Source organism: Streptomyces dengpaensis (assembly GCF_002946835.1).
GTDB lineage: Bacteria > Actinomycetota > Actinomycetes > Streptomycetales > Streptomycetaceae > Streptomyces > Streptomyces dengpaensis.
On sequence record NZ_CP026652.1, the window covers coordinates 6585618 to 6604940 of the forward strand.

Below are 19323 nucleotides of genomic sequence, written 5' to 3' on the forward strand. Positions count from 1 at the left end.
CGCGCGCTTCCATCCGACCCCGTAGGCCAGTCCCCCGACCCCGTACGTCATTCCCGCTCGCACACAAAGATCGCCGTCCCGGGTATCAGATTCCCGCGCAGCGGGGACCAGCCGCCCCATTCCTGGGTGTTCCAGGCGGGCCACTCCGGCTCGACGAGGTCGAGGAGGCGGAAGCCGCCGGCCACGACGTCGCGGACGCGGTCGCCGATCGTGCGGTGGTGCTCGACGTACACCGCGTGGCCCTCCTCGTCCTGCTCCACGTACGGAGTCCGGTCGAAGTACGAGGCGGACACGCTCAGCCCCTCGGGGCCCGGCTCGTCCGGGAAGGCCCAGCGGATCGGGTGGGTCACCGAGAAGACGAAGCGGCCGCCGGGGCGCAGCACCCGGTGCACCTCCCGCAGGACACGGACCGGGTCGGCGACGAACGGCAGCGCGCCGTACGCCGAGCACGCCAGGTCGAAGGAGCCGTCGGCGAACGGCAGGGCGCCGGCGTCGGCCTCCACCAGGGGCACGCCGCCGATGCGCAGCGCGTGCTGGAGCTGGCGGTGGGAGAGGTCCAGGGCCACCGGGCGGGCTCCCTGGCGGATCAGCCAGCGCGAGCACTGGGCCGCCCCGGCGCCGATCTCCAGGACGTCCTTGCCCTTGAGGTCCTCCGGCGGGCCGAGCAGCTCGGCCTCCACCTCGTCGAGGCCCTCGGGACCCCACACGAAGCGGTCGTCCCCGAGGAAGGTGCCGTGCTCGATCTGGTACTCGTCCGCGTTCCGGTCCCACCAGCCCCGGCTGGCACAGGAACTCTCCGTGTCGCCCGCGTCGCGTCGGGTGGCTTCCGGTTCGAACGGTTCGTGCTCTTGGATGATCGGCTCCCTCGTCGTACTCTTCCGTGCAACCCGTCTCGGTGTGTCGCGGCAGGGGCGTCCTACCGTCCGCGTGGCCTCGTGAGACAGGTCTTGTGCCGGGAATGCGGCGATCCGCCCCGGGTGTGCGCCTTCGCGCATTGACCCTGCCCGGCTGCCCCCGTATGCTACAAGTTGCGCTGCGGGCCTGCGCACCTCAGACGTAGCAGGCTGCGCTCGCATCTGTATGTATGTCCCCTCGGTTCTCGAGGCGCCATCGGTAAGTGTTCGTGATGAACGCCCGCCGGATACGGCGCTTCCTTGGCTGTCCGGCTTCTACAGGGCGAAACGGGCTCCCGGCGTAAGCAGTACCTACGACTCAATGTCCGTACCGGAGCCCTTTCCCACATGACGAGCAGCACCGAGACCACCGCCACCACCCCGCAGGTTGCGGTCAACGACATCGGTAACGAGGAAGCCTTCCTCGCCGCGATCGACGAGACGATCAAGTACTTCAACGACGGCGACATCGTCGACGGCGTCATCGTGAAGGTCGACCGGGACGAGGTCCTGCTCGACATCGGTTACAAGACCGAAGGTGTCATCCCGAGCCGCGAGCTTTCGATCAAGCACGACGTCGACCCGAACGAGGTCGTGGCCGTCGGCGACGAGATCGAAGCCCTTGTTCTCCAGAAGGAGGACAAGGAAGGCCGCCTGATCCTCTCGAAGAAGCGCGCCCAGTACGAGCGTGCCTGGGGCACCATCGAGAAGATCAAGGAAGAGGACGGCATCGTCACCGGTACCGTCATCGAGGTCGTCAAGGGTGGTCTCATCCTCGACATCGGCCTCCGCGGCTTCCTGCCCGCGTCTCTCGTCGAGATGCGCCGCGTCCGCGACCTCCAGCCCTACGTGGGCAAGGAGCTCGAGGCGAAGATCATCGAGCTGGACAAGAACCGCAACAACGTGGTCCTGTCCCGCCGTGCCTGGCTGGAGCAGACCCAGTCCGAGGTCCGCCAGACGTTCCTCACCACCCTCCAGAAGGGGCAGGTCCGCTCCGGCGTCGTGTCCTCGATCGTCAACTTCGGTGCCTTCGTGGACCTGGGTGGCGTCGACGGCCTCGTGCACGTCTCCGAGCTCTCCTGGAAGCACATCGACCACCCCTCCGAGGTTGTCGAGGTCGGCCAGGAAGTCACCGTCGAGGTCCTCGACGTCGACATGGACCGCGAGCGCGTCTCCCTGTCGCTCAAGGCGACGCAGGAAGACCCGTGGCAGCAGTTCGCCCGTACGCACCAGATCGGTCAGGTCGTCCCGGGTAAGGTCACCAAGCTGGTTCCGTTCGGTGCGTTCGTCCGCGTGGACGAGGGCATCGAGGGTCTGGTCCACATCTCCGAGCTGGCCGAGCGCCACGTGGAGATCCCGGAGCAGGTCGTCCAGGTCAACGACGAGATCTTCGTCAAGGTCATCGACATCGACCTCGAGCGTCGTCGCATCAGCCTCTCGCTGAAGCAGGCCAACGAGTCCTTCGGTGCCGACCCGGCCTCGGTCGAGTTCGACCCGACCCTGTACGGCATGGCCGCGTCCTACGACGACCAGGGCAACTACATCTACCCCGAGGGCTTCGACCCCGAGACCAACGACTGGCTCGAGGGCTACGAGAAGCAGCGCGAGGAGTGGGAGCGCCAGTACGCCGAGGCGCAGGCTCGCTTCGAGCAGCACCAGGCGCAGGTCATCAAGTCCCGCGAGGCCGACGCCGCCGCGGCGGCCGAGGGCGGCGACGCGGCGGGTGCGGCTCCGGCCGCCTCCGGCGGTGGCTCGTACTCCTCGGAGTCCGCAGACAACTCCGGCGCCCTGGCGTCGGACGAGGCCCTGGCTGCCCTCCGCGAGAAGCTCGCCGGCGGCCAGAGCTGAAAGCTCACCGCTAGGCAGTAGTTCGTGACTGCGGGCCCGCACCCAACTGGGTGCGGGCCCGCAGCGCGTTTCCGCCGCGGCACGAACTCCGCGTCCCCGTCCAGGTGTTCACCGGCGTCAACGCGGACGCGCACCTCTGCGACGAGTCGGCCGGCATGACCCAGGAGATGCGATACCGCACCGCGAAGTGCGGTCGTCCTCGCAGCCGTTCGTGGTGGCTGGAAAGTCGCTGAGAGGTGGCGGTGCGGAGCGCGGGGCGGGAATGACCGCGCTCCGCACCGCGTTGTGGAGGACGAACACGAGGAGGAGCGGTCACAGTGCTTGATCCGCAGGGTTTGTACGCATGGGAGCCGAAGGGCTTGGCCGTTGTCGACGTGGCGCTTGCCCAGGAGTCGGCCGGTCTTGTCATGCTCTACCACTTCGACGGATACATCGACGCGGGCGAAACCGGCGACCAGATCGTCGACCGGCTGCTCGACTCGCTGCCCCACCAGGTCGTGGCCCGCTTCGACCACGACCGGCTCGTGGACTACCGGGCCCGCCGCCCGCTGCTGACGTTCAAGCGCGACCGCTGGACCGACTACGAAGAGCCCGCCATCGAGGTGCGCCTCGTGCAGGACGCCACGGGCGCGCCCTTCCTGCTGCTCTCCGGCCCCGAGCCGGACGTCGAGTGGGAGCGCTTCGCCGCCGCCGTCCAGCAGATCGTGGAACGGCTCGGCGTCCGTCTCTCCGTGAACTTCTCCGGCATCCCCATGGGCGTCCCGCACACCCGCCCCGTGGGTCTCACCCCGCACGGCAACCGCAGCGAGCTGGTGCCCGGCCACCACAGCCCCTTCGACGAGGCGCAGGTACCCGGAAGCGCCGAGTCCCTTGTCCAGTACCGCCTCATGGAGGCCGGACACGACGTCCTGGGCATCGCGGCGCACGTGCCGCACTACATCGCCCGCTCTCCGTACCCGGACGCCGCGCTGACCGTCCTGGAGTCCATCACGGCCGCCACCGGCCTGGTCGTCCCCGGCATCGCGCACTCCCTGCGCAACGATGCGCGCCGCACGCAGACGGAGATCGACCGGCAGATCCAGGAGGGCGACGAAGAGCTCGTCGCCCTCGTCCAGGGCCTCGAGCACCAGTACGACGCCCTGGCGGGCGCCGAGACGCGGGGCAACATGCTCGCGGAGCCGGTGGACATCCCGTCGGCGGACGAGATCGGCCGGGAGTTCGAACGCTTCCTGGCGGAGCGTGAAGGCGACGCCTAGCCCGGATTTCCCTGTCGACTCGGGAGCCCTGGCGCAGAGCCGGGGGCTCCTGTCGGAGGGCCTGTCAGTGGCAGCCCCTAAGCTGCTGGGCATGCTGAAGGTAGGCCTGACCGGTGGGATCGGCGCCGGCAAGAGCGAAGTGTCGCGGCTGCTCGTCGAGCACGGCGCGGTGCTGATCGACGCGGACAGGATCGCGCGGGAAGTCGTCGCGCCCGGAACTCCCGGGCTCGCGGCGGTCGTCGAGGCCTTCGGCGAGGACGTGCTCGCACCGGACGGCAGCCTGGACCGGCCCAAGCTGGGCTCGATCGTGTTCGCCGACCCCGAGAAGCTCGCCGTCCTGAACTCGATCGTGCACCCCTTGGTGGGCGCCCGCTCCCGCGCGCTCGAAGACGCCGCCTCCGAGGACGCCGTCGTCATCCACGACGTTCCGCTCCTCGCGGAGAACGGTCTGGCGCCGCTGTACGACCTCGTGATCGTCGTCGACGCCAGTCCCGCGACCCAGCTCGACCGGCTCATACGGCTGCGGGGCATGACCGAAGAGGACGCCCGCGCGCGGATGGCCGTCCAGGCCCCGCGTGAGAAGCGCCTGGAGATCGCGGACGTCGTCATCGACAATGACGTACCCCTGGAGGAACTGGAGCGGCGCGTCCGGGACGTTTGGGCGGATCTCGTGCGGCGGGCGTCTCGGAAGGCCTGACAGAAGCGGGCGAGAGAGGGCGGGGAGCGTGGTCGTACTCGCGGCGTTGACCGCCCTGGGCGGTCTGGTGGCCCTGCTGGCAGGGGCGTACGGCCTGCGGCAGACGCGGCGCATCCGCGCGGCGGGACGGGTGACCGAGGCGCTGGTGAAGCCGCCGCAGCCGGGGTCGGAGCGGCCGCTGCTGCAGTTCGAGACGGCGGACGGACGCGTCGTCGAGGTCGTCTCGCCGGTGCCGCGCAGCCGTCGCCGACCGCTCACCGAGGGCGGTCACATACGCCTGTTCTACGACGTCGACGATCCCCGCGAGACGGTGCTGCTCGGCAGCGAGCGCGCCGCATCGGACCGGGCTTTCGTGGTGGTCGGCGCGGCGCTGATCGTGCTGGAGATCGCGCTCGCGGTGTTCGGCCCTCGATGACGGACCCGAGGACCACGCGTGTGCGCCGGTGACGACGACGGTGGAACGACCATGGAATAGGGGCCCCTGATCGGGGCGTTGAACCGCTGCAGTGAGGGAAGGACTCAGCCGTGCCCGAGACCAGCGGTTCAACCGGACGTACTCCGGAGACGCATGTCATCGACTTCCGTGCCGCCGAGCGACTGCTTGCCGCGCGGGACCCGCGGGGCGCGGTGAAGCTGCTCGACTCAGTCATCGCCGCGCATCCGGAGAACACGGCGGCACGGCTGCTGCGCGCGCGTGCCTTCTTTGCCGCCGCGCAACTGCGCCCCGCCGAGCTGGAGTTCACGATCGTGCTGGAGCGCGAGCCGGACAACGCGTTCGCGCACTTCGCGCTCGCCCGCACCTATGAGCGCCAACGCCGCCCCGAGCAGGCGAAGCGGCACTTCAGACTGGCGGCGGCGCTCGACCCGAAGCCGCAGTACCTGGAAGCGGCGCGCTTCGACGCGTAAGGCCTGTTGTGGCTGTCGTAGCTGTCGCAGGGCCCTGGTTGTGGTGGGTCAGGGACGGCGATGCTGCGGCGGCCGGTACGGAGGCCGCGACTGCGGCGGCTCCAGCGGCTCGTACGGCGGGACGTCGCGGCCCGGCTGGTAGTGCGGCCCCTGGCGGATGTGCCGCAGGATCATGGCCATGTCCACGGTGACGATCAGCCACAGCGCGCCGCAGGCGGCCGCCCATCCGGGCCGCCCCGCCAGGGAGAACGCCACCGTCCCGGCGATCGTCCAGATCAGGCCCCAGACACTCAGCCAGAAGCGCATCCGCAGAGCACTGCGCGCTGTCGTCGGTTCACTGCCCGTACGCATCAGGATCACTACTCCTACTGGGAAACGTACTCTTCGTGGTGCACGTTCACCAAGGGAGAGCGGTCGGACCGACGACCGACGGGGGAGGCTACGGTGCTGCTGGAGGCGCTGCGGGCGGACGCGAAGTTCGCGGAGTGGCTGAGGGACCTGGAGGGCGAGGGCACGCCCCGGGTGGAAGCGGTGCTTCCGGACGCGGACGAGCTGCCGGACGTCCTGCTCGACCTGGCCGTGGCCCATGAGCACATCAATGAACTCGTCGCGCTGCGCGACCGTTTGGCGGCGGACCCGGAGGCGATGACGCTCCTCGCACGCTGCGTCGGCCGCTTCATACGGGACATGGGGGAGACGGGAAAGGCCTGGGAGCCGCCCGTGTTCCCCGTGTCGACGGGGGCGCTCGGACGCTGCTTCCCCGTGTACGTCTTCATCGCGGCGCTTCCCTACGTGCGCGCGTATCACCGTGAGCGCGGCATCCCCGAGGAGGTGTCCCGGCGCACCCTCGCCGACCTCGGCCGGCATGTGGCCGTGCACCACAGACGGGTCGGCTCGCCCGGACTGCTGTTCCCCTGGTGGATCGCCCTGCACTTCCACGGTGAGCTGTTCCAGCTCGGCCGACTGCAGTTCCAGCGGGCACGGCTCGGCCGGCGCACGGGCCAGGCCGTCGCGGCGGCCGGCCTGGGCCTGGGCCCCGGCGACCCCTGCCTGAGCCTGCACATAACCGACTTCCGAGGCCCCCTGACGCCCACCGCCTGCGACCGTTCGCTCGCGCGGGCACGGGAGTTCTTCGCCCGCCACTACCCCGACGAGCGCTACGAGGTCGCCACCTGCCGCTCCTGGCTGCTCGACCCGCAGCTCAAGCGGTATCTGTCCGCCGACTCCAACATCATCCGCTTCCAGGACCGCTTCGAGGCCGCGTACGAGGAGAAGACCCCCGACGACGGAGTGCCCGTCGGCTTCGTCTTCGGCGATCCGGAGCTGCCGGTGGAGCAACTGCCGCGGCGCAGCAGCGTCGAGCGGGCGGTGGGGGACCATCTGCGCGCGGGCGGCCACTGGTACGGAGGGCAGGGTTGGTTCGCGCTGTGACGGTACGGTCTCCGATACCCGGGCGGACTCCGAAGCCCGGCTGATGCTCACCCACCACATCACTCGAACGAGTGGTGGAAGGCGGGAACGGGCTTGCGAGGGCGGCCCGTTGGACGGGTATGAGGATCGAGAAGCGTCAGGGACACGAGGGAACCGGACCCGGTGCCATCACACCGGACGGCTGCGCGGTCGAGCTCTACGCACGCCTGCCCGTCAAGGACGAGCCGGACATCATCACCGCGGCGGTGCCCGCGGGCGCGCACATCCTGGAACTGGGCAGCGGGGCCGGCCGCATGACCCACCCCCTCCTGGAGCGCGGGTTCACGGTCACAGCCGTGGACGAGTCGGCCGAGATGCTGGTGCGCGTCCGCGGGGCGCGCACCATACGCAGCACGATCGAGGACGTGGACCTGGGCGAGACGTTCGACGTGGTGATGCTCGCGTCGTTCCTCGTGCACACCGGTGACATAGCGGCACGGCGAGCACTGCTGAAGACGTGCGCCCGCCATGTCGCCGACGACGGCTGCGTGCTGATCCAACGCGAGGGCGAGGACTGGCACACGAACGTGCCTCGCGAACGGGTCGACCCCTCCGGCTTCACCGCACGCATCGTCTCTGCGGAGCCGGTGGGCGACGGGGTGAACTCGGTCTACGCGGAGTACGAGTTCCCGGACGCCACCTGGACCCAGACCTTCCTCTCCCGCCCGTTGACGAAGGACGAGTTCGAGGGGGCGCTGGCGGAGGCGGGGTTGAGGGTGGACCGGTATCTGACGGAGGACGGGGTGTGGGTGAGGGCGGTGAGGACCGATTCATAGCCCGTCCGGCGTTTGACGAAGAGCGCGGAGCGCGACACGGGGGTCTGGGGGCGGAGCCCCCAGGTACGGGACGGGAAGGGGCGGAGGGGGCGAAAACAATGGCGGGGCCACGCCGATGAGTTCCGCACACCCACGTGGTCTACCTCTGTGAAAGCAACAGCGACCGCTGACTCAGGAGACCCCCATGTCCGAGACCACCCTCCCCACCACCTCCGCCCCCCGAGTCGCCGCCGGCACCCCCCGCACCCGCCGCGCCCGCATCTCACTCACCGCGCTGCAGATCGTCCTCGGCCTCTTCTACGCGATCGCGAGCGCTTTCCCCAAGCTGATCGCACACCCGTCGGCGGCGGAGGGCTTCGACAAGCTCGGCTGGGGCCACACGGGCATGTACATCATCGGCGCGCTCGAACTAGCAGGGGGCATCGCCCTGTTGGTCCCATTGCTGGACTCCGTGGCGGCGGTGGCGCTCAGCGCGCTGATGGTCGGTGCGTTCATAGCCAACGTCACCGTCATCCACGGCCCGTACGTGGCGACCCCGCTCGTGCTGATCCTGCCGCTCGCCCTGATCGCGTGGGCCAGGCGCAGCCACACCACTCAACTGCTCCGCCTGGTACGCCGACGGGCGTGACGGTCGTACGCGACGAAGGGCTCCCTCTTGCGGCTGGGGGAGCCCCGGACGTCGTACGGAGGGGAGCCCCGGACGTCGTACGGAGGGACAGCGCACGAGCCTCCTGGAAGGTCAGGTGCCGGAGGTCCCGTGACCCCGCTCCTGACCGGAGCCGCTGGCGCCGCGGGAGCCGCCGGTGGCGCTGGAGAAGCCAGGGGTGCCGGCGGCAAGCCCGCGCAAGCGCTCCAGCTCGCGCCGGTCCCGCTTGGTCGGGCGCCCCGCACCCCGGTCGCGGATGCCCGCGGGGGCGACGGCCTCGCGCGGCGGAGGCGGCGGACTGTTGTCGACGTAGCACTCGACGGCGACGGGCGCACCGACCCGCTTGCGGATCAGGCGCTTCACGACGACGACCCGCTCCCGGCCCTCGTGCCGCAGCCGCACCTCGTCGCCGACGCGCACGGCGTGCGCGGGCTTGACGCGCTCGCCGTTCACCCGGACATGCCCGCCCTTGCAGGCGGTGGCGCCCATCGAGCGGGTCTTGACGAGACGTACGGACCAGATCCAGCTGTCGACCCGCACGCTTTCGCCGCGCGCCGGACCGGCGGACTCGGCCGCGGCCGCCGCGTCGCCGGAGCCCCGGCCGCCGCCACTCGCGTCCTTCTTGTCCCCGTCCGTACCCTCAGAAGCCATACCTCGACCTTAGTACTCCCTGTCGGCCGGCCCGGGCGGATTTTCCGTCGTACCGACCTCACCAGGACCGACGCGGGCGTACCGGCCGGATGGCACGGCCGTACGGTGGAGGCATGGACAGCAGCGGCCTGGACGGCAGGGGGCTCGCCGAACTGGACGCGCGGATCACCGGGTGCCGGGCCTGTCCGCGTCTCGTCGCCTGGCGTGAGGAAGTGGCCCGCACCAAGCGCGCCGCCTTCGCCGGCCAGACGTACTGGGGCCGCCCGGTCCCCGGCTTCGGACCGGCCGACGCCTCGCTGCTCATCGTCGGACTCGCCCCCGCCGCCCACGGGGGAAACCGGACCGGGCGGATGTTCACGGGAGACCGGTCAGGGGACGTGCTCTACGCGGCGCTGCACGACGTGGGGCTGGCGTCGCGGCGAACCTCGGTGAGCGCGGACGACGGCCTGGAGCTGTACGGCGTACGCGTCACCTCACCCGTGCACTGCGCTCCGCCCGCCAACAAGCCGACGCCCGAGGAGCGGGACATGTGCCGCCCGTGGCTCGTACGGGAGTTGGAGCTGCTGCGGCCCTCGCTGCGGGCGGTGGTGGTCCTCGGGGCCTTCGGCTGGCAGGCCGCGCTGCCCGCCTTCGCCGAGGCGGGGTGGGCGGTGCCCCGGCCGAGGCCCGTGTTCGCGCACGGGGCGCGGGTCACGCTCCGGCGGGAGGCTGCCGGGGCCGATACGGCCGCGGCGGATGCGTTCGGATCCGTCGAGCTCTTCGGGTGTTTCCACGTCAGCCAGCGCAACACCTTCACCGGGCGGCTGACCCCCGCCATGCTGCGGGACGTGCTGCGCACGGCGGCCCGGGCGGCAGGGCTGACGACGCGGCCGTAGGCGGGTTAGCCTCGCGCCATGGGCCTGTATCCGGAGATCGAACCGTACGACCACGGAATGCTCGATGTCGGGGTCGGCAACCGCGTGTACTGGGAGGTCTGCGGGAATCCGAAGGGAAAGCCCGCCGTCATGCTGCACGGCGGCCCCGGCTCGGGGTGCGGCGCGGGCTTCCGCCGTTACTTCGACCCGGCGGCGTACCGCATCGTCCTGCTCGACCAGCGCGGCTGCGGACGCTCCACACCGCGCGCGAGCGCGTACGGGACGGACATGAGCGTCAATACGACGGCCCATCTGATCCGGGATCTGGAGCTGCTGCGCGGCCACTTGGGCATCGGCCGGTGGCTGGTGTGGGGAGTGTCATGGGGTTCGGCGCTGGGGCTGCGGTACGCGCAGACGCATCCGGACGCCGTGTCCGAGCTGGTGCTGACAGGCGTTACCACCGGATCGAATGCCGAAGTGTCCATGCTGACCAGGGGACTTGGGCGGATCTTCCCCGAGGCCTTCGAGCGGTTCCTTGCCGAGCTGCCCGAGGACGAGCGCGACGGGAACCCCGCGGCCGCGTACAACCGGCTGCTCGAGTCGCCCGACCCGGAGGTGCGGGCACGGGCGGCGCGCGCCTGGACCGACTGGGAGACCGCGATCATTCCCGCGCCGCCGCGGTCGGTGGAGCGCTACGAGGACCCGGCCTTCCGCATGGGCTTCGCCCGCACGGTCACGCACTACTGGGGCAACGACCACTTCCTGGGGGAAGGGAACGACGAGGGTGTCGTCCTGCGGGACGTGCCTCTCCTCAAGGGCATCCCCGGCACGCTGGTCCAGGGCAGCCTCGACCTCGGGAATCTGCTGGGCATCGTCTGGCGCCTCCATCACGCCTGGCCCGGCAGCGAGTTGGCCGTCGTCGACGACGCGGGCCACAACGCGGGGGCGCCGGGCATGGTGGACGTACTGGTGGCGGCCACCGACAAGTACGCGACCCGCTAGGCGAGTTGCTCGGGGGTCTCGTCGCCTTCGCCCCTCGGCGCCCTGGCCTTCGCCATCGCCACCATGGGCGTCAACATCGTCGCCAACTTCGTCTCCCCGGCGTACGACCTCGCCAACGTCTGGCCGCAGAAGATCACCTTCAAGGTCGGCGGCATGATCAGCACGGTCGCCGCACTGGTCGTGACCCCTGGAACCTCGCCGCTTCCGCGTGGAGCCCCTCCTCTTCCACCTCGCCGGCATCCCGAGCTACCTCGTCGTCGCCGAACTCGCCATCAACCAGGTCCTACGGGGTGACCTGCCTCGCCCCAAGACCTACCCGGAGAAACTCCGCCTGGCAGCCTGCGAACGCTGGCACGGCGCTGCCCGCGCGACCCTCGCGTACGCGAAGGCCAACCACGCGCCGGCCGGTCGCCTCACGGAGGTGGCGGGAGCCATCGCCACGGCGCCATGCAGATGGGGCACGCGGTGCTGGCGGCGCGGGGGGAGTGGGTCACGAACGAGAAGCGGTTGCTGGAGCGCGCGGAACTGCGAACCATTGACGACGTCATCGAGTCCCTGTCCACGGGATCATCCCCAGACCAACTGTCCCAAGCGCTCACGGCGGCTCAGACGCTATTCGAGTCACGGGGACCGGCTCAGGCCAGGGGTCTTTGAACGAAAACGAACGGAGATCAAAGCGTGCGGGTGCTCATCTCCCCGTCGTACGGACATCCAGAGACGCGACGCCACTGGGCGGACACCGTCGACCGCCAGGTGGACTTCACGGTGCCGCGCCACGACAGGCTGCTCGCGGCCGACCAGCGCGCTCAACCTCCGACCCACGGCCACGTACGGCAGGCTCTGGCGCAGCTCCTCGACTACGCACCGCACAGTCCCGTACCCGCCCAATGCCTTGCGGCGCTGTTCCCCGAGCCGCCGGAACGCGAGGACATAGAACTCTTGCATCGCTACGGGATCGACTCCATACACCGGGAGCGCTCAAACAGCTTCCGGCGACTGCCCGCACCGAGCGAAGGGCGCGCGCTCATGCGCGGCGTGTGGACCGGACGGGGAGACGCGAGCCGAACCGTGTGACGTCCGTCCGGCCATCGGATCGGGTGGGGCATCCGAATAATCCTTCGAGCGAGTGCGGTTGGCGCTGCTAACGTCGCTCGCGTGGCGAAACTCAATCAGATCATCGCAGTGGAGAAGGGCGTCAAGTCCAAGTCTCATCAGGACCTGACGGCCGCTCATCATGGGCTGCAGAAGCCCGCGTTGCTGGCTGGTATCTCGCGGACGTATCAGCCCAAGGACGAGGAGGGTGAGCAGTTGCCGCCCGAGTCGACTCGGGTGCAGGTGCAGGCTGAGGATGTGTTGCGGGAGACGGCGCGGACGTTGACGCGGCTGTTTGATGTGACTGCCACCAAGGACTGGGCCAACTGCACGGCCCGCGCGGATGTGAAAGTGGACGGGCGGGTGCTCGTCGCTGATGTGCCGGTGTCGTATCTGCTGTTTCTTGAGAAGCAGCTCACCGATCTCAACACCTTTGTGCGGAAGTTGCCCGTGCTCGATGCGTCGGAGTCGTGGGTTCAGGATCCGTCCACCGACGCCTGGAAGACCGAGCCCGTACGGACGCTGCGTACGAAGAAGGTGCCCCGGAATCATGTGAAGGCCGAGGCCACCGACAAGCATCCGGCTCAGGTCGAGGTGTACTACGAGGACGTTCCGGTGGGGTACTGGACGACCGTGAAGTTCTCCGGGGCCCTGCCCGCGCGGCGCGTCAATGAACTTCTCGACCGTGTCGAGAAGGTGCAGCAGGCCGTCAAGTTCGCGCGGGAAGAAGCCAACGGCGTGGACGTCGTCGACCAGCATGTGGGAGATGCTGTTTTCGGCTACCTGTTCGGGTAGGTCCCCAGGTAGCCTCTGGAACTCCCCGGCCACCACGCAACACGGCCGGGGTGCGCGAGGAGCGCAAGCTGAAGCTGAAGCTTGTCGTGACGGAGCGGCCAGGACTCAGAACCAGCCGCTTTCAATCTCAGACTCTTGCTCCAGACTCAGTATTCGCCGCCGATCGCCGGATCGACCGGGCCCAGGCCCCGGTGCGTCGAAATGCTGGTTCAAGTCCAGCCCGCGCAGCTCGATGCGTGGTGGTCCAAAGGCAGGACGCGGCGACATAACGACTGACCTGGGTTCTCAAGCGTGCCGGCGTGTGCAGTGGGTGGCATCACAGGGTCCGGGGGCCGGCTACGCCCTCGGGCCCGCTCCGCGTTCAGAATTAACCAGGGCTCCGGTTGAGTAAGCAGGGCTTCGATTGCGGTCAGAGTCATCACGGGCCCGATTGAGGTCAGAGCCATCACGGTCCCGGTTGCGGTCATAAAGAACACCGCATTCCCGGCACGTGTCACATCGCGGAAATCTCCGCGTTGCCTTCTTTCCAGCAACGCGATCTACCCTGGGTACGACAAGAGCCCGGCCGACGTCGCCCGAAGGCATCCCGCCCGCCCTCGCCCGACAGGAGCCCCGTGCCACTCCCCAGTGTCGCCCTACCGCCCTGGCTCGCCCACGCCCTGCGAGCGCGGCGCGAGCCCGTGCCGTGGAACGCGGTCCTGCGGGGAGCGCTGGCCGCCGGGCCGCTGCTGCTCGCGGCCGTGCTGGCCGGGCGGCCCTCCCTCGGAGTCGTCGCCGCCATCGGGGCCATGCTCGCCGGGATCAATGACCGGCCCGGGAGCCGGCGGACGGCCGTGAAGCGGCTCGGGGTGCCCGCGCTCGCCGGGGCCGGAGGGCTGCTCGTCGGGTCGTACGCCGGACAGCACATCGGTGCTGTCGTGCTCACTCTCCTCCTCACCGGACTCGGGCTCGTCGCCGGAGCCGTCAGTGCCGTCGGGCCCGTCGCGAGCGGAGCGGGTACGCATCTGCTCGTCGGCGCCGCCATCGGGGCCGGAATGCCGTTCCCCGAGCCCGGGTGGCAGCGCGCGGCCTTCTTTCTCGCCGGGGCCGGGTGGCTGCTCGCGCTGCGGCTCGCTCTGCCGACGTCCCGGGTCGCCACCGGTGACTACCGGTTCGACGGAGAGCGGGCTGCCGTCGGTGCCGTGTACGAGGCGATCGCCGCGTTGCTCGACGCGGCGGGCGGACCCGACGCGACCGCGCGGCGCGTCGCGCTGACCGCCGCCCTCGATCACGCGCAGGACGCGCTCGCCGGGCCCCGGCTGCGGCGGTACGCCAGTTCCGCGGCCGAGCGGCGGCTGCACGCGCAGTACGCCGCCGCGTTGCCGCTCGCCGAGGCGGCGACCGCGCTGGCCTGGGCCGGCGAGGCCGTGCCCGCGCGGACCGCGGAGGGGCCGCGGCGGCTCCCCGCCGCTGTCCGTCCGTTACGGCTGCACCCGTACCCACACCGGCGCATGGTCCGACCCCTCCGCCCCGCGCCGCTCGCCCGGGTCCGCACCCACCGACGGCAGGAGCGGCTGCTCCGTGCCGGGCAGTCCGGTGCCCGCGGCGGTCACACGGTGGACCAGGCGATGGCTGACCAGGATGTGGTCGATCAGTTCGTGGCGCCCCGAGTTGATGCGGGAGAAGCGCTGGTCGGCCGGGATGAGCGGGGCCACGTTCCACAGGCGCGTCGCGTCGCCCGAGTCGGGATTGTCGTACCCCGGCGTGCCGATCTCGGAGCCGGGCGGGCCGAGCAGGATCTGGGTGGTCGCGGCCCGCACCTCGTCGTTGAGGTCGCCGAGCACCGCCACGTCGCGGGTACGACCCTCACCGGCCAGGAGGTCGTCGGCCAGCGCGCGCAGCGCCGTCGCCTCGGCGGCCCGCCGGTACAGGGCGTACGCGCCGTAGCGGGCCCGCTCGCCCTCGTCGCGCGGTTGGAAGCGCCCGCCGGGGTAGGACAGCAGCTTCGACTTGAGGTGGCAGACCGCCACCTTGAGCGTCAGGGCGCGGGTGGCTATCTCCACCGCCAGGAAGCCGCGGCCCGCGCGTGACACGGTGGCACCGGTGTCGTCGGCCTGGACGGGGCGCAGCAGTTCGTGGAAGGCATGGGTATCGGCGAGCACCTGCGGGACGACGCGGCTGAGGAAGCCGACCCTGATCCCGCGGTCGTCCGGGTGAGCGGAGAGCGTGACCTGCCAGTCACCGTCCAGCATTCCGGCCAGGTCCGCGAGCGCGTCCGGGTCCCCGACCTCCTGCACGCCCAGCAGTGTCGGGTCGAGTTCGGTGATGACGGCGGCCAGGGCGGCGAGCTTCGTCTCGTACGCGGCCTTGTCCTTCGGCCCGAAGGGGCCGCCGGGCCGGTACAGGTTCTCCAGGTTCCAGGTGCCGAGCAGCATGCCGGCTCCTTCCAGAAGGCGCCCGATGCGCACTGAGCAGGGTGAGTTGGGCTGTCGCGTACTGCCGTGACGCCAGGGTGCCCCCGGCAGCGGTCCTGCGACAGGGCTGGGACCGGATGCGCGATTCACATCCTCCTGCGGTACGACACCGCCGTACCGTGACGCCATGACGCAGTCTCCCGCTGATCTCATCATCACCGGATGCACGGCCCTCGTACACGACGAGCAGGAGCGGATCGCGTTCGTCGAGGACGCCACGATCGTCGTACGGGGAGGGGTCATCGAGTCGGTCACCAGGGACGGGGGCCGCGCTCAGGACCGGGCGGTCACCAGGGACGGGGACAATTCGGGCCAGGACGCCGTCGAACGCATCGACGCCCGCGGTCAGCTGGCGATGCCCGGCCTGATCAACTGCCACACCCACTCACCGATGGTCGCCCTGCGCGGCATCGCCGAGGACCTGCCCGCCGAGGAATGGTTCAACGACTTCATCTGGCCCATCGAGTCCAACCTCACGGAGAAGGACGTGGAGTTGGGCGCGCGGCTCGCCTGCGCCGAGATGATCCGCGGTGGGGTCACCTGCTTCGCCGACCACTATTTCTCGATGGACACCGTCGCCGCCGTGACGGCCGAGAGCGGGCTGGACGGATCCTGATGCGCGACCGCGAGCTTCTCCCCCTCGATCTCCCGGCCACCGTACGAGAGTTGGATCAGCGGCTGCCCGCACTCGTCGACCGCAGCCACGGCAAGCGGATCCAGGAGTACGACACGTGATCCACTCTGGCCGGGCTGATGACGCGCTGAAAATATCGAGGCGATAAAAAATCTCTGCGATCCACCGATGAGTTCTGCTCCTCCCCTCGGTCCACCCCCAGAAGGCAATTCTGTAGGAGGAGCCCATGACGCTTCCGCAGATCGTTTCGCGCGAGGAGTGGCGCGCGGCGCGCGAGGCACTGCTGGCAAAGGAGAAGGCCGCCACGCGCGCGCGTGACGCGCTCAATGCCGAGCGGCGCGGGCTGCCGATGGTCGAGATCGACAAGGAGTACCTGTTCGAGGGCGGCGACGGGAAGGCGACGCTGCTCGACCTCTTCCGGGGACGGCACCAACTCGTCGTCTACCACTTTATGTTCGCGCCCGAGTGGGACGCGGGCTGCCGCAGCTGCTCGGCGTTCCTCGACCAGATCGGGCACCTCGCTCATCTGTGGGCCCGCAGCACGGAGTTCGCCGCCGTGTCCCGGGCGCCGTACACGAAGATCCTGCCGTTCAAGGCCCGCATGGGCTGGACGGTGCCCTGGTACTCGTCGTACGACAACGACTTCAGCTACGACTTCGAGGCGTCCTTCGCCGGCGACGAGCCCTACGAGCGCCCCGGACTGAGCTGTTTCCTGCGGGACCGCGACCGTGTCTGCCACACGTACTCCACCTACGAGCGCGGCCTCGACGGAATCGGCTCGACAACCAGCCTCCTCGACCTCACCGCGCTGGGACGGCAGGAGGAGTGGGAGGAGCCCAAGGGGCGCGCGTCCGCGCTGGGGGCGCCCGCGGGCAGCGAGCGCATCCGGTACCACGACGAGTACGAGGACTGAGAGTTCCTTTACGGGGACTGCACGTTCCCTTGGGATGGGGCGTTCCCTTACGAGGGCTGAGAGTTCCCTCACCTCGGGTTCGCGGCCAAGTGTCGGGTACGTCTCAGTACCGTCACTTCGCGAGCCGTTCACCCCCTGGAAGGCGTTTAACTCTGTGAGAGCAGCACGAGAGGCTGCGCTACATGGAGGTGCAGGGTGAACGGGCGAACGGTGCTGGAGCGCTTCCCCGCCGGTGGGCCGCGCGGGTCCTGGCCCGCGGAGGAGTTCGCACAGGCGCGCCGCCAGGAGGGCGAGGCCGCCGAGGTCGTCATGGATCTGACCACGGACGCGTTCTTGGTGATCGTACGAGGTGTCGACGCCGTCGAGTGAGCCGAGTTGCCGACGTGCAGACCGGCCGACGTGCCCATGCCGCGAGCCATGGCTTCCCGAGCCGGTCGGCGGTCCGCGGATCAGTTGGCCTCGTCGGACGGGTGGGCCTGGCCGGCGTCGTCGGACTGGTGGCCTAGCCGGCCTCCCCGGTCGGGACCTTGGACGTGAACTGCTCCGCCTGCAGTGAGTACAGCTCCGCGTAGATGCCCCCCGAGGCCAGGAGTTCGTCCGGAGTCCCGGACTCCACGAGGCGGCCCTGGTCGAGGACGTGCACGAGATCGGCGTGGCGTACGGACGCCAGCCGGTGCGTGATGAGGATGACCGTCTGGCCGGTACCCGCCAGTGCCCTGATCTTCTCGAAGACCTCCAGCTCGGCCCGGGCGTCCACCTTTATCTATAGCTGTCAGGTATCTGTCCGCGTCGGTTGGCACGGCTGCCCCCAGGCACGTTAGGCACGACCCCGGTCAGCAGGTAGAAAATTGGTTGAGCCTCGGGTGATCATGTGGCAGGCTCGCCAGCCTTGACCGGGATCACCAAGTTGCACGACGACGGGGTGGACATCGATGCATCCCTGGTGGCGCGTCTGCTCTCCACGCGGCGATGACATCCGGGGTTTCGGTGAACAGCACGTGGAGGGCTGATGGCATCGATCAAGCAGTTCCAAGTCACCTTCGACTGCGCAGAACCTGAGCGCCTCGCTCGTTTCTGGTGCGAGGTGTTGGGGTACGTCGTACCGCCGCCACCGGAGGGGTTTGCCACTTGGGACGATTTCAAGCGCTCGCAGCCACCTGAGCAGCGGGATTCATGGTTCGCCTGCAGTGATCCCTCAGGTGTGGGCCCGCGACTGTACTTCCAGCGCGTCCCCGAAGGGAAGGCCGCCAAGAACCGGCTGCATCTTGACGTGCGGGTCGGCACCGGACTCGTAGGTAAAGAGCGCCTCGCCGCACTTGAGGCCGAATGCGCACGACTGGTCCCGCTCGGCGCGGTACACGTGCGAACGCTGTATGACGGCAATGATTCGTGCATCCCGATGCAGGACATCGAGGGCAACGAGTTTTGTATCGACTGAGGGGCCGCGAACGCGTCCTCGTTCTGTCCCCATGGGCCAGGACGAAGAACCGCCCCCGACCTCAGGGGAGCAGCGCGGGGTGCAGCACCGTCAGGACGCCGGCCGCCGCGCAGCCGGCCCCCGACCGGGCCGCTCGTCATCAGCTGCCCGAGGACGCTGTTGACCGCCAGCAGGCTGACTGCCTGGGCTCCGCCGCGGGCCACCTCGGCGGCCAGCACGACACGGGCGGCGGGCGGTCCGCCTTCCAGGCCCGGCGGAAACTGGACGCGAGCAGCGACGGCAGCCGCCTCACCATCGCGCGGAAGTTCAACTCCATGAACGTGTCGGCGTGTTGGGACCGGCCCATGTCGTAGCGGAGTTGGCCGCCGAAGAGCAGGAACTCGGAGTCGGACGGCGCCGGCCGGTCGTCGCTGTGCTTCTTTGCCACCCGTGGCCTCCCCCGATATCCGACAGCGGACGAACGATGCACTCCCCAGGAATGCAGTCCTCCACCCCTGCCGGCAAAGAGTTTGCGCCGGACCGTCACACTTCGGACATCGGTGGATTGTCGGGGGTCCTACGGCGACCCGTGGTCAGGGTCTGCACCAGGGCCTGCTCACGCACTGATCGGACGCGTCCAGGAGGGTGTCGCACCGGTGACCCGGCACAGGGCCAGATAGAGCGGGATCGGCGGGGTGTACGGAAGGGTGCCGGCCGGTTTGTAGATGAGCCCGGGTGCGCCGGACGCGTCGGGTGCCTCCGGTACCAACGCCCCCGTGGCGTAGTGCGCGGGTGCCGGCCACTCCAGGGCGACATCGGAGTCGGAGGGCACGATCCACCACCAGTGCGCCCTGTCGGCGTAGACGCAGCCCACGCGGGGCAGTCGCGGCAGCAGTATCGGCCCGAACCGGGCGGGCACCGACACCGCGTCACAGCCCAGCGGTACGGTCATGCCCTCGGGTACGAGGAGACGCCTCAGCGGCCCCGGCATCCGCTGGTCGCGCTTCAGGCGGACCAGCG

21 protein-coding genes and 5 pseudogenes are annotated in these 19323 nt (G+C 69.7%); 18 read left to right on the forward strand and 8 right to left on the reverse strand.

The genetic code is table 11. The features are described 5' to 3' along the window. Positions 1-47: 47 nt before the first annotated feature. On the reverse strand, positions 48-995 hold the full coding sequence (locus tag C4B68_RS30290) for a class I SAM-dependent methyltransferase (protein ID WP_240634528.1): 948 nt from the start codon (positions 993-995) through the stop codon (positions 48-50). Between the two features lie 246 nt (positions 996-1241). Here C4B68_RS30290 and rpsA point away from each other — a divergent pair, with 246 nt between their 5' ends. From rpsA to C4B68_RS30320, 5 genes are all read left to right on the forward strand, one after another. Continuing rightward, positions 1242-2741 (forward strand): 30S ribosomal protein S1, encoded by a 1500-nt coding sequence (gene rpsA / locus C4B68_RS30295; RefSeq protein WP_104880024.1) that lies wholly within the window; start codon positions 1242-1244, stop codon positions 2739-2741. A 317-nt stretch (positions 2742-3058) separates the two neighbouring features. After that, positions 3059-3997 carry a PAC2 family protein gene (locus tag C4B68_RS30305; protein WP_099505069.1) on the forward strand — a complete coding sequence of 313 codons (939 nt, stop codon included), beginning with the start codon at positions 3059-3061 and terminating at the stop codon, positions 3995-3997. A 91-nt stretch (positions 3998-4088) separates the two neighbouring features. Further along, the gene (coaE, locus tag C4B68_RS30310) at positions 4089-4694 is read left to right on the forward strand and encodes a dephospho-CoA kinase (RefSeq protein ID WP_099505068.1); all 606 of its coding nucleotides are present in this window, start codon (positions 4089-4091) and stop codon (positions 4692-4694) included. A 28-nt stretch (positions 4695-4722) separates the two neighbouring features. After that, complete coding sequence (locus C4B68_RS30315) at positions 4723-5109, forward strand: DUF3592 domain-containing protein (RefSeq protein WP_099505067.1); 387 nt, start codon at positions 4723-4725, stop codon at positions 5107-5109. A gap of 110 nt (positions 5110-5219) precedes the next feature. Next, on the forward strand, positions 5220-5600 hold the full coding sequence (locus tag C4B68_RS30320) for a tetratricopeptide repeat protein (RefSeq protein WP_099505066.1): 381 nt from the start codon (positions 5220-5222) through the stop codon (positions 5598-5600). Positions 5601-5648: 48 nt separating this feature from the next. Here C4B68_RS30320 and C4B68_RS30325 read toward each other — a convergent pair whose 3' ends face one another. After that, positions 5649-5951, reverse strand: coding sequence for a DUF6343 family protein (locus tag C4B68_RS30325; RefSeq protein ID WP_099505080.1), 303 nt, complete (start codon positions 5949-5951; stop codon positions 5649-5651). A 180-nt stretch (positions 5952-6131) separates the two neighbouring features. Here C4B68_RS30325 and C4B68_RS30330 point away from each other — a divergent pair, with 180 nt between their 5' ends. From C4B68_RS30330 to C4B68_RS30340, 3 genes are all read left to right on the forward strand, one after another. Further along, a complete protein-coding gene (locus C4B68_RS30330) occupies positions 6132-7031 on the forward strand; it encodes an acyltransferase domain-containing protein (RefSeq protein WP_099505079.1) in 900 nt (299 codons plus the stop codon). Positions 7032-7150: 119 nt separating this feature from the next. Continuing rightward, positions 7151-7846, forward strand: coding sequence for a class I SAM-dependent methyltransferase (locus C4B68_RS30335; protein ID WP_099505065.1), 696 nt, complete (start codon positions 7151-7153; stop codon positions 7844-7846). A 184-nt stretch (positions 7847-8030) separates the two neighbouring features. Further along, positions 8031-8474, forward strand: a complete 444-nt coding sequence (locus C4B68_RS30340; RefSeq protein ID WP_099505064.1) for a DoxX family protein — start codon at positions 8031-8033, stop codon at positions 8472-8474. A gap of 111 nt (positions 8475-8585) precedes the next feature. Here the strand turns inward: C4B68_RS30340 and C4B68_RS30345 are convergent, their stop codons facing one another. Further along, the gene (locus C4B68_RS30345; RefSeq protein ID WP_240634529.1) at positions 8586-9143 is read right to left on the reverse strand and encodes an RNA-binding S4 domain-containing protein; all 558 of its coding nucleotides are present in this window, start codon (positions 9141-9143) and stop codon (positions 8586-8588) included. Positions 9144-9256: 113 nt separating this feature from the next. Here C4B68_RS30345 and C4B68_RS30350 point away from each other — a divergent pair, with 113 nt between their 5' ends. The 6 genes and pseudogenes from C4B68_RS30350 to C4B68_RS30375 all read left to right on the forward strand — a co-directional run bounded on the left by C4B68_RS30350 (position 9257) and on the right by C4B68_RS30375 (position 12886). Continuing rightward, positions 9257-10018, forward strand: coding sequence for a uracil-DNA glycosylase (locus C4B68_RS30350; RefSeq protein ID WP_099505063.1), 762 nt, complete (start codon positions 9257-9259; stop codon positions 10016-10018). Positions 10019-10036: 18 nt separating this feature from the next. Then, on the forward strand, positions 10037-10999 hold the full coding sequence (gene pip / locus C4B68_RS30355; protein ID WP_099505062.1) for a prolyl aminopeptidase: 963 nt from the start codon (positions 10037-10039) through the stop codon (positions 10997-10999). A gap of 33 nt (positions 11000-11032) precedes the next feature. Further along, positions 11033-11188: pseudogene (locus tag C4B68_RS44865) on the forward strand (cytosine permease); the annotation flags it as partial. A 1-nt stretch (position 11189) separates the two neighbouring features. Beyond that, positions 11190-11653, forward strand: a pseudogene (locus C4B68_RS43635) (nucleotidyltransferase domain-containing protein); the annotation flags it as partial. Positions 11654-11677: 24 nt separating this feature from the next. Further along, positions 11678-12073, forward strand: a complete 396-nt coding sequence (locus C4B68_RS30370; RefSeq protein WP_099505061.1) for a hypothetical protein — start codon at positions 11678-11680, stop codon at positions 12071-12073. Positions 12074-12154: 81 nt separating this feature from the next. Beyond that, positions 12155-12886 (forward strand): DUF7873 family protein, encoded by a 732-nt coding sequence (locus C4B68_RS30375; RefSeq protein WP_099505060.1) that lies wholly within the window; start codon positions 12155-12157, stop codon positions 12884-12886. Between the two features lie 635 nt (positions 12887-13521). Here C4B68_RS30375 and C4B68_RS44870 read toward each other — a convergent pair. Together C4B68_RS44870 and C4B68_RS30385 are read right to left on the reverse strand one after the other, a co-directional pair. Further along, positions 13522-14226 carry a hypothetical protein gene (locus C4B68_RS44870; RefSeq protein WP_167459195.1) on the reverse strand — a complete coding sequence of 235 codons (705 nt, stop codon included), beginning with the start codon at positions 14224-14226 and terminating at the stop codon, positions 13522-13524. Between the two features lie 120 nt (positions 14227-14346). After that, on the reverse strand, positions 14347-15300 hold the full coding sequence (locus C4B68_RS30385; RefSeq protein ID WP_099505059.1) for an endonuclease/exonuclease/phosphatase family protein: 954 nt from the start codon (positions 15298-15300) through the stop codon (positions 14347-14349). Positions 15301-15466: 166 nt separating this feature from the next. On the opposite strand from C4B68_RS30385, the pseudogene C4B68_RS30390 reads away from it, so the two are divergent. From C4B68_RS30390 to C4B68_RS42160, 3 genes and pseudogenes are all read left to right on the forward strand, one after another. Then, positions 15467-15943: pseudogene (locus tag C4B68_RS30390) on the forward strand (amidohydrolase family protein); the annotation flags it as partial. Positions 15944-16199: 256 nt separating this feature from the next. Next, on the forward strand, positions 16200-16886 hold the full coding sequence (locus tag C4B68_RS30395) for a DUF899 domain-containing protein (RefSeq protein WP_099505058.1): 687 nt from the start codon (positions 16200-16202) through the stop codon (positions 16884-16886). A gap of 195 nt (positions 16887-17081) precedes the next feature. Next, positions 17082-17255 (forward strand): hypothetical protein, encoded by a 174-nt coding sequence (locus tag C4B68_RS42160; protein WP_099505057.1) that lies wholly within the window; start codon positions 17082-17084, stop codon positions 17253-17255. Between the two features lie 133 nt (positions 17256-17388). Here C4B68_RS42160 and C4B68_RS30400 read toward each other — a convergent pair. After that, a pseudogene (locus C4B68_RS30400) lies at positions 17389-17643 on the reverse strand (ABC transporter ATP-binding protein); the annotation flags it as partial. A gap of 252 nt (positions 17644-17895) precedes the next feature. Here C4B68_RS30400 and C4B68_RS30405 point away from each other — a divergent pair. Continuing rightward, on the forward strand, positions 17896-18324 hold the full coding sequence (locus tag C4B68_RS30405; protein WP_099505056.1) for a VOC family protein: 429 nt from the start codon (positions 17896-17898) through the stop codon (positions 18322-18324). Between the two features lie 104 nt (positions 18325-18428). Here C4B68_RS30405 and C4B68_RS30410 read toward each other — a convergent pair. Together C4B68_RS30410 and C4B68_RS30415 are read right to left on the reverse strand one after the other, a co-directional pair. Beyond that, a pseudogene (locus C4B68_RS30410) lies at positions 18429-18670 on the reverse strand (ABC transporter ATP-binding protein); the annotation flags it as partial. Between the two features lie 249 nt (positions 18671-18919). Then, positions 18920-19294: a hypothetical protein gene (locus C4B68_RS30415; protein ID WP_306511520.1), complete on the reverse strand. Its 375-nt coding sequence runs from the start codon at positions 19292-19294 to the stop codon at positions 18920-18922. Between the last annotated feature and the right edge of the window lie 29 nt (positions 19295-19323).

Bases quoted from the DNA above. Each gene is read 5' to 3' on its own strand.
- C4B68_RS30405 (WP_099505056.1), top strand. From the start codon at position 17,896: ATGGCATCGATCAAGCAGTTCCAAGTCACCTTCGACTGCGCAGAACCT.
- rpsA (WP_104880024.1), top strand. From the start codon at position 1,242: ATGACGAGCAGCACCGAGACCACCGCCACCACCCCGCAGGTTGCGGTC.
- C4B68_RS30395 (WP_099505058.1), top strand. From the start codon at position 16,200: ATGACGCTTCCGCAGATCGTTTCGCGCGAGGAGTGGCGCGCGGCGCGC.
- pip (WP_099505062.1), top strand. From the start codon at position 10,037: ATGGGCCTGTATCCGGAGATCGAACCGTACGACCACGGAATGCTCGAT.
- C4B68_RS30340 (WP_099505064.1), top strand. From the start codon at position 8,031: ATGTCCGAGACCACCCTCCCCACCACCTCCGCCCCCCGAGTCGCCGCC.
- C4B68_RS30290 (WP_240634528.1), bottom strand. From the start codon at position 995: ATGCGCGAAGGCGCACACCCGGGGCGGATCGCCGCATTCCCGGCACAA.
- coaE (WP_099505068.1), top strand. From the start codon at position 4,089: ATGCTGAAGGTAGGCCTGACCGGTGGGATCGGCGCCGGCAAGAGCGAA.
- C4B68_RS30345 (WP_240634529.1), bottom strand. From the start codon at position 9,143: ATGGCTTCTGAGGGTACGGACGGGGACAAGAAGGACGCGAGTGGCGGC.
- C4B68_RS30350 (WP_099505063.1), top strand. From the start codon at position 9,257: ATGGACAGCAGCGGCCTGGACGGCAGGGGGCTCGCCGAACTGGACGCG.
- C4B68_RS30325 (WP_099505080.1), bottom strand. From the start codon at position 5,951: ATGCGTACGGGCAGTGAACCGACGACAGCGCGCAGTGCTCTGCGGATG.
- C4B68_RS30385 (WP_099505059.1), bottom strand. From the start codon at position 15,300: ATGCTGCTCGGCACCTGGAACCTGGAGAACCTGTACCGGCCCGGCGGC.
- C4B68_RS30415 (WP_306511520.1), bottom strand. From the start codon at position 19,294: ATGCCGGGGCCGCTGAGGCGTCTCCTCGTACCCGAGGGCATGACCGTA.
- C4B68_RS30335 (WP_099505065.1), top strand. From the start codon at position 7,151: ATGAGGATCGAGAAGCGTCAGGGACACGAGGGAACCGGACCCGGTGCC.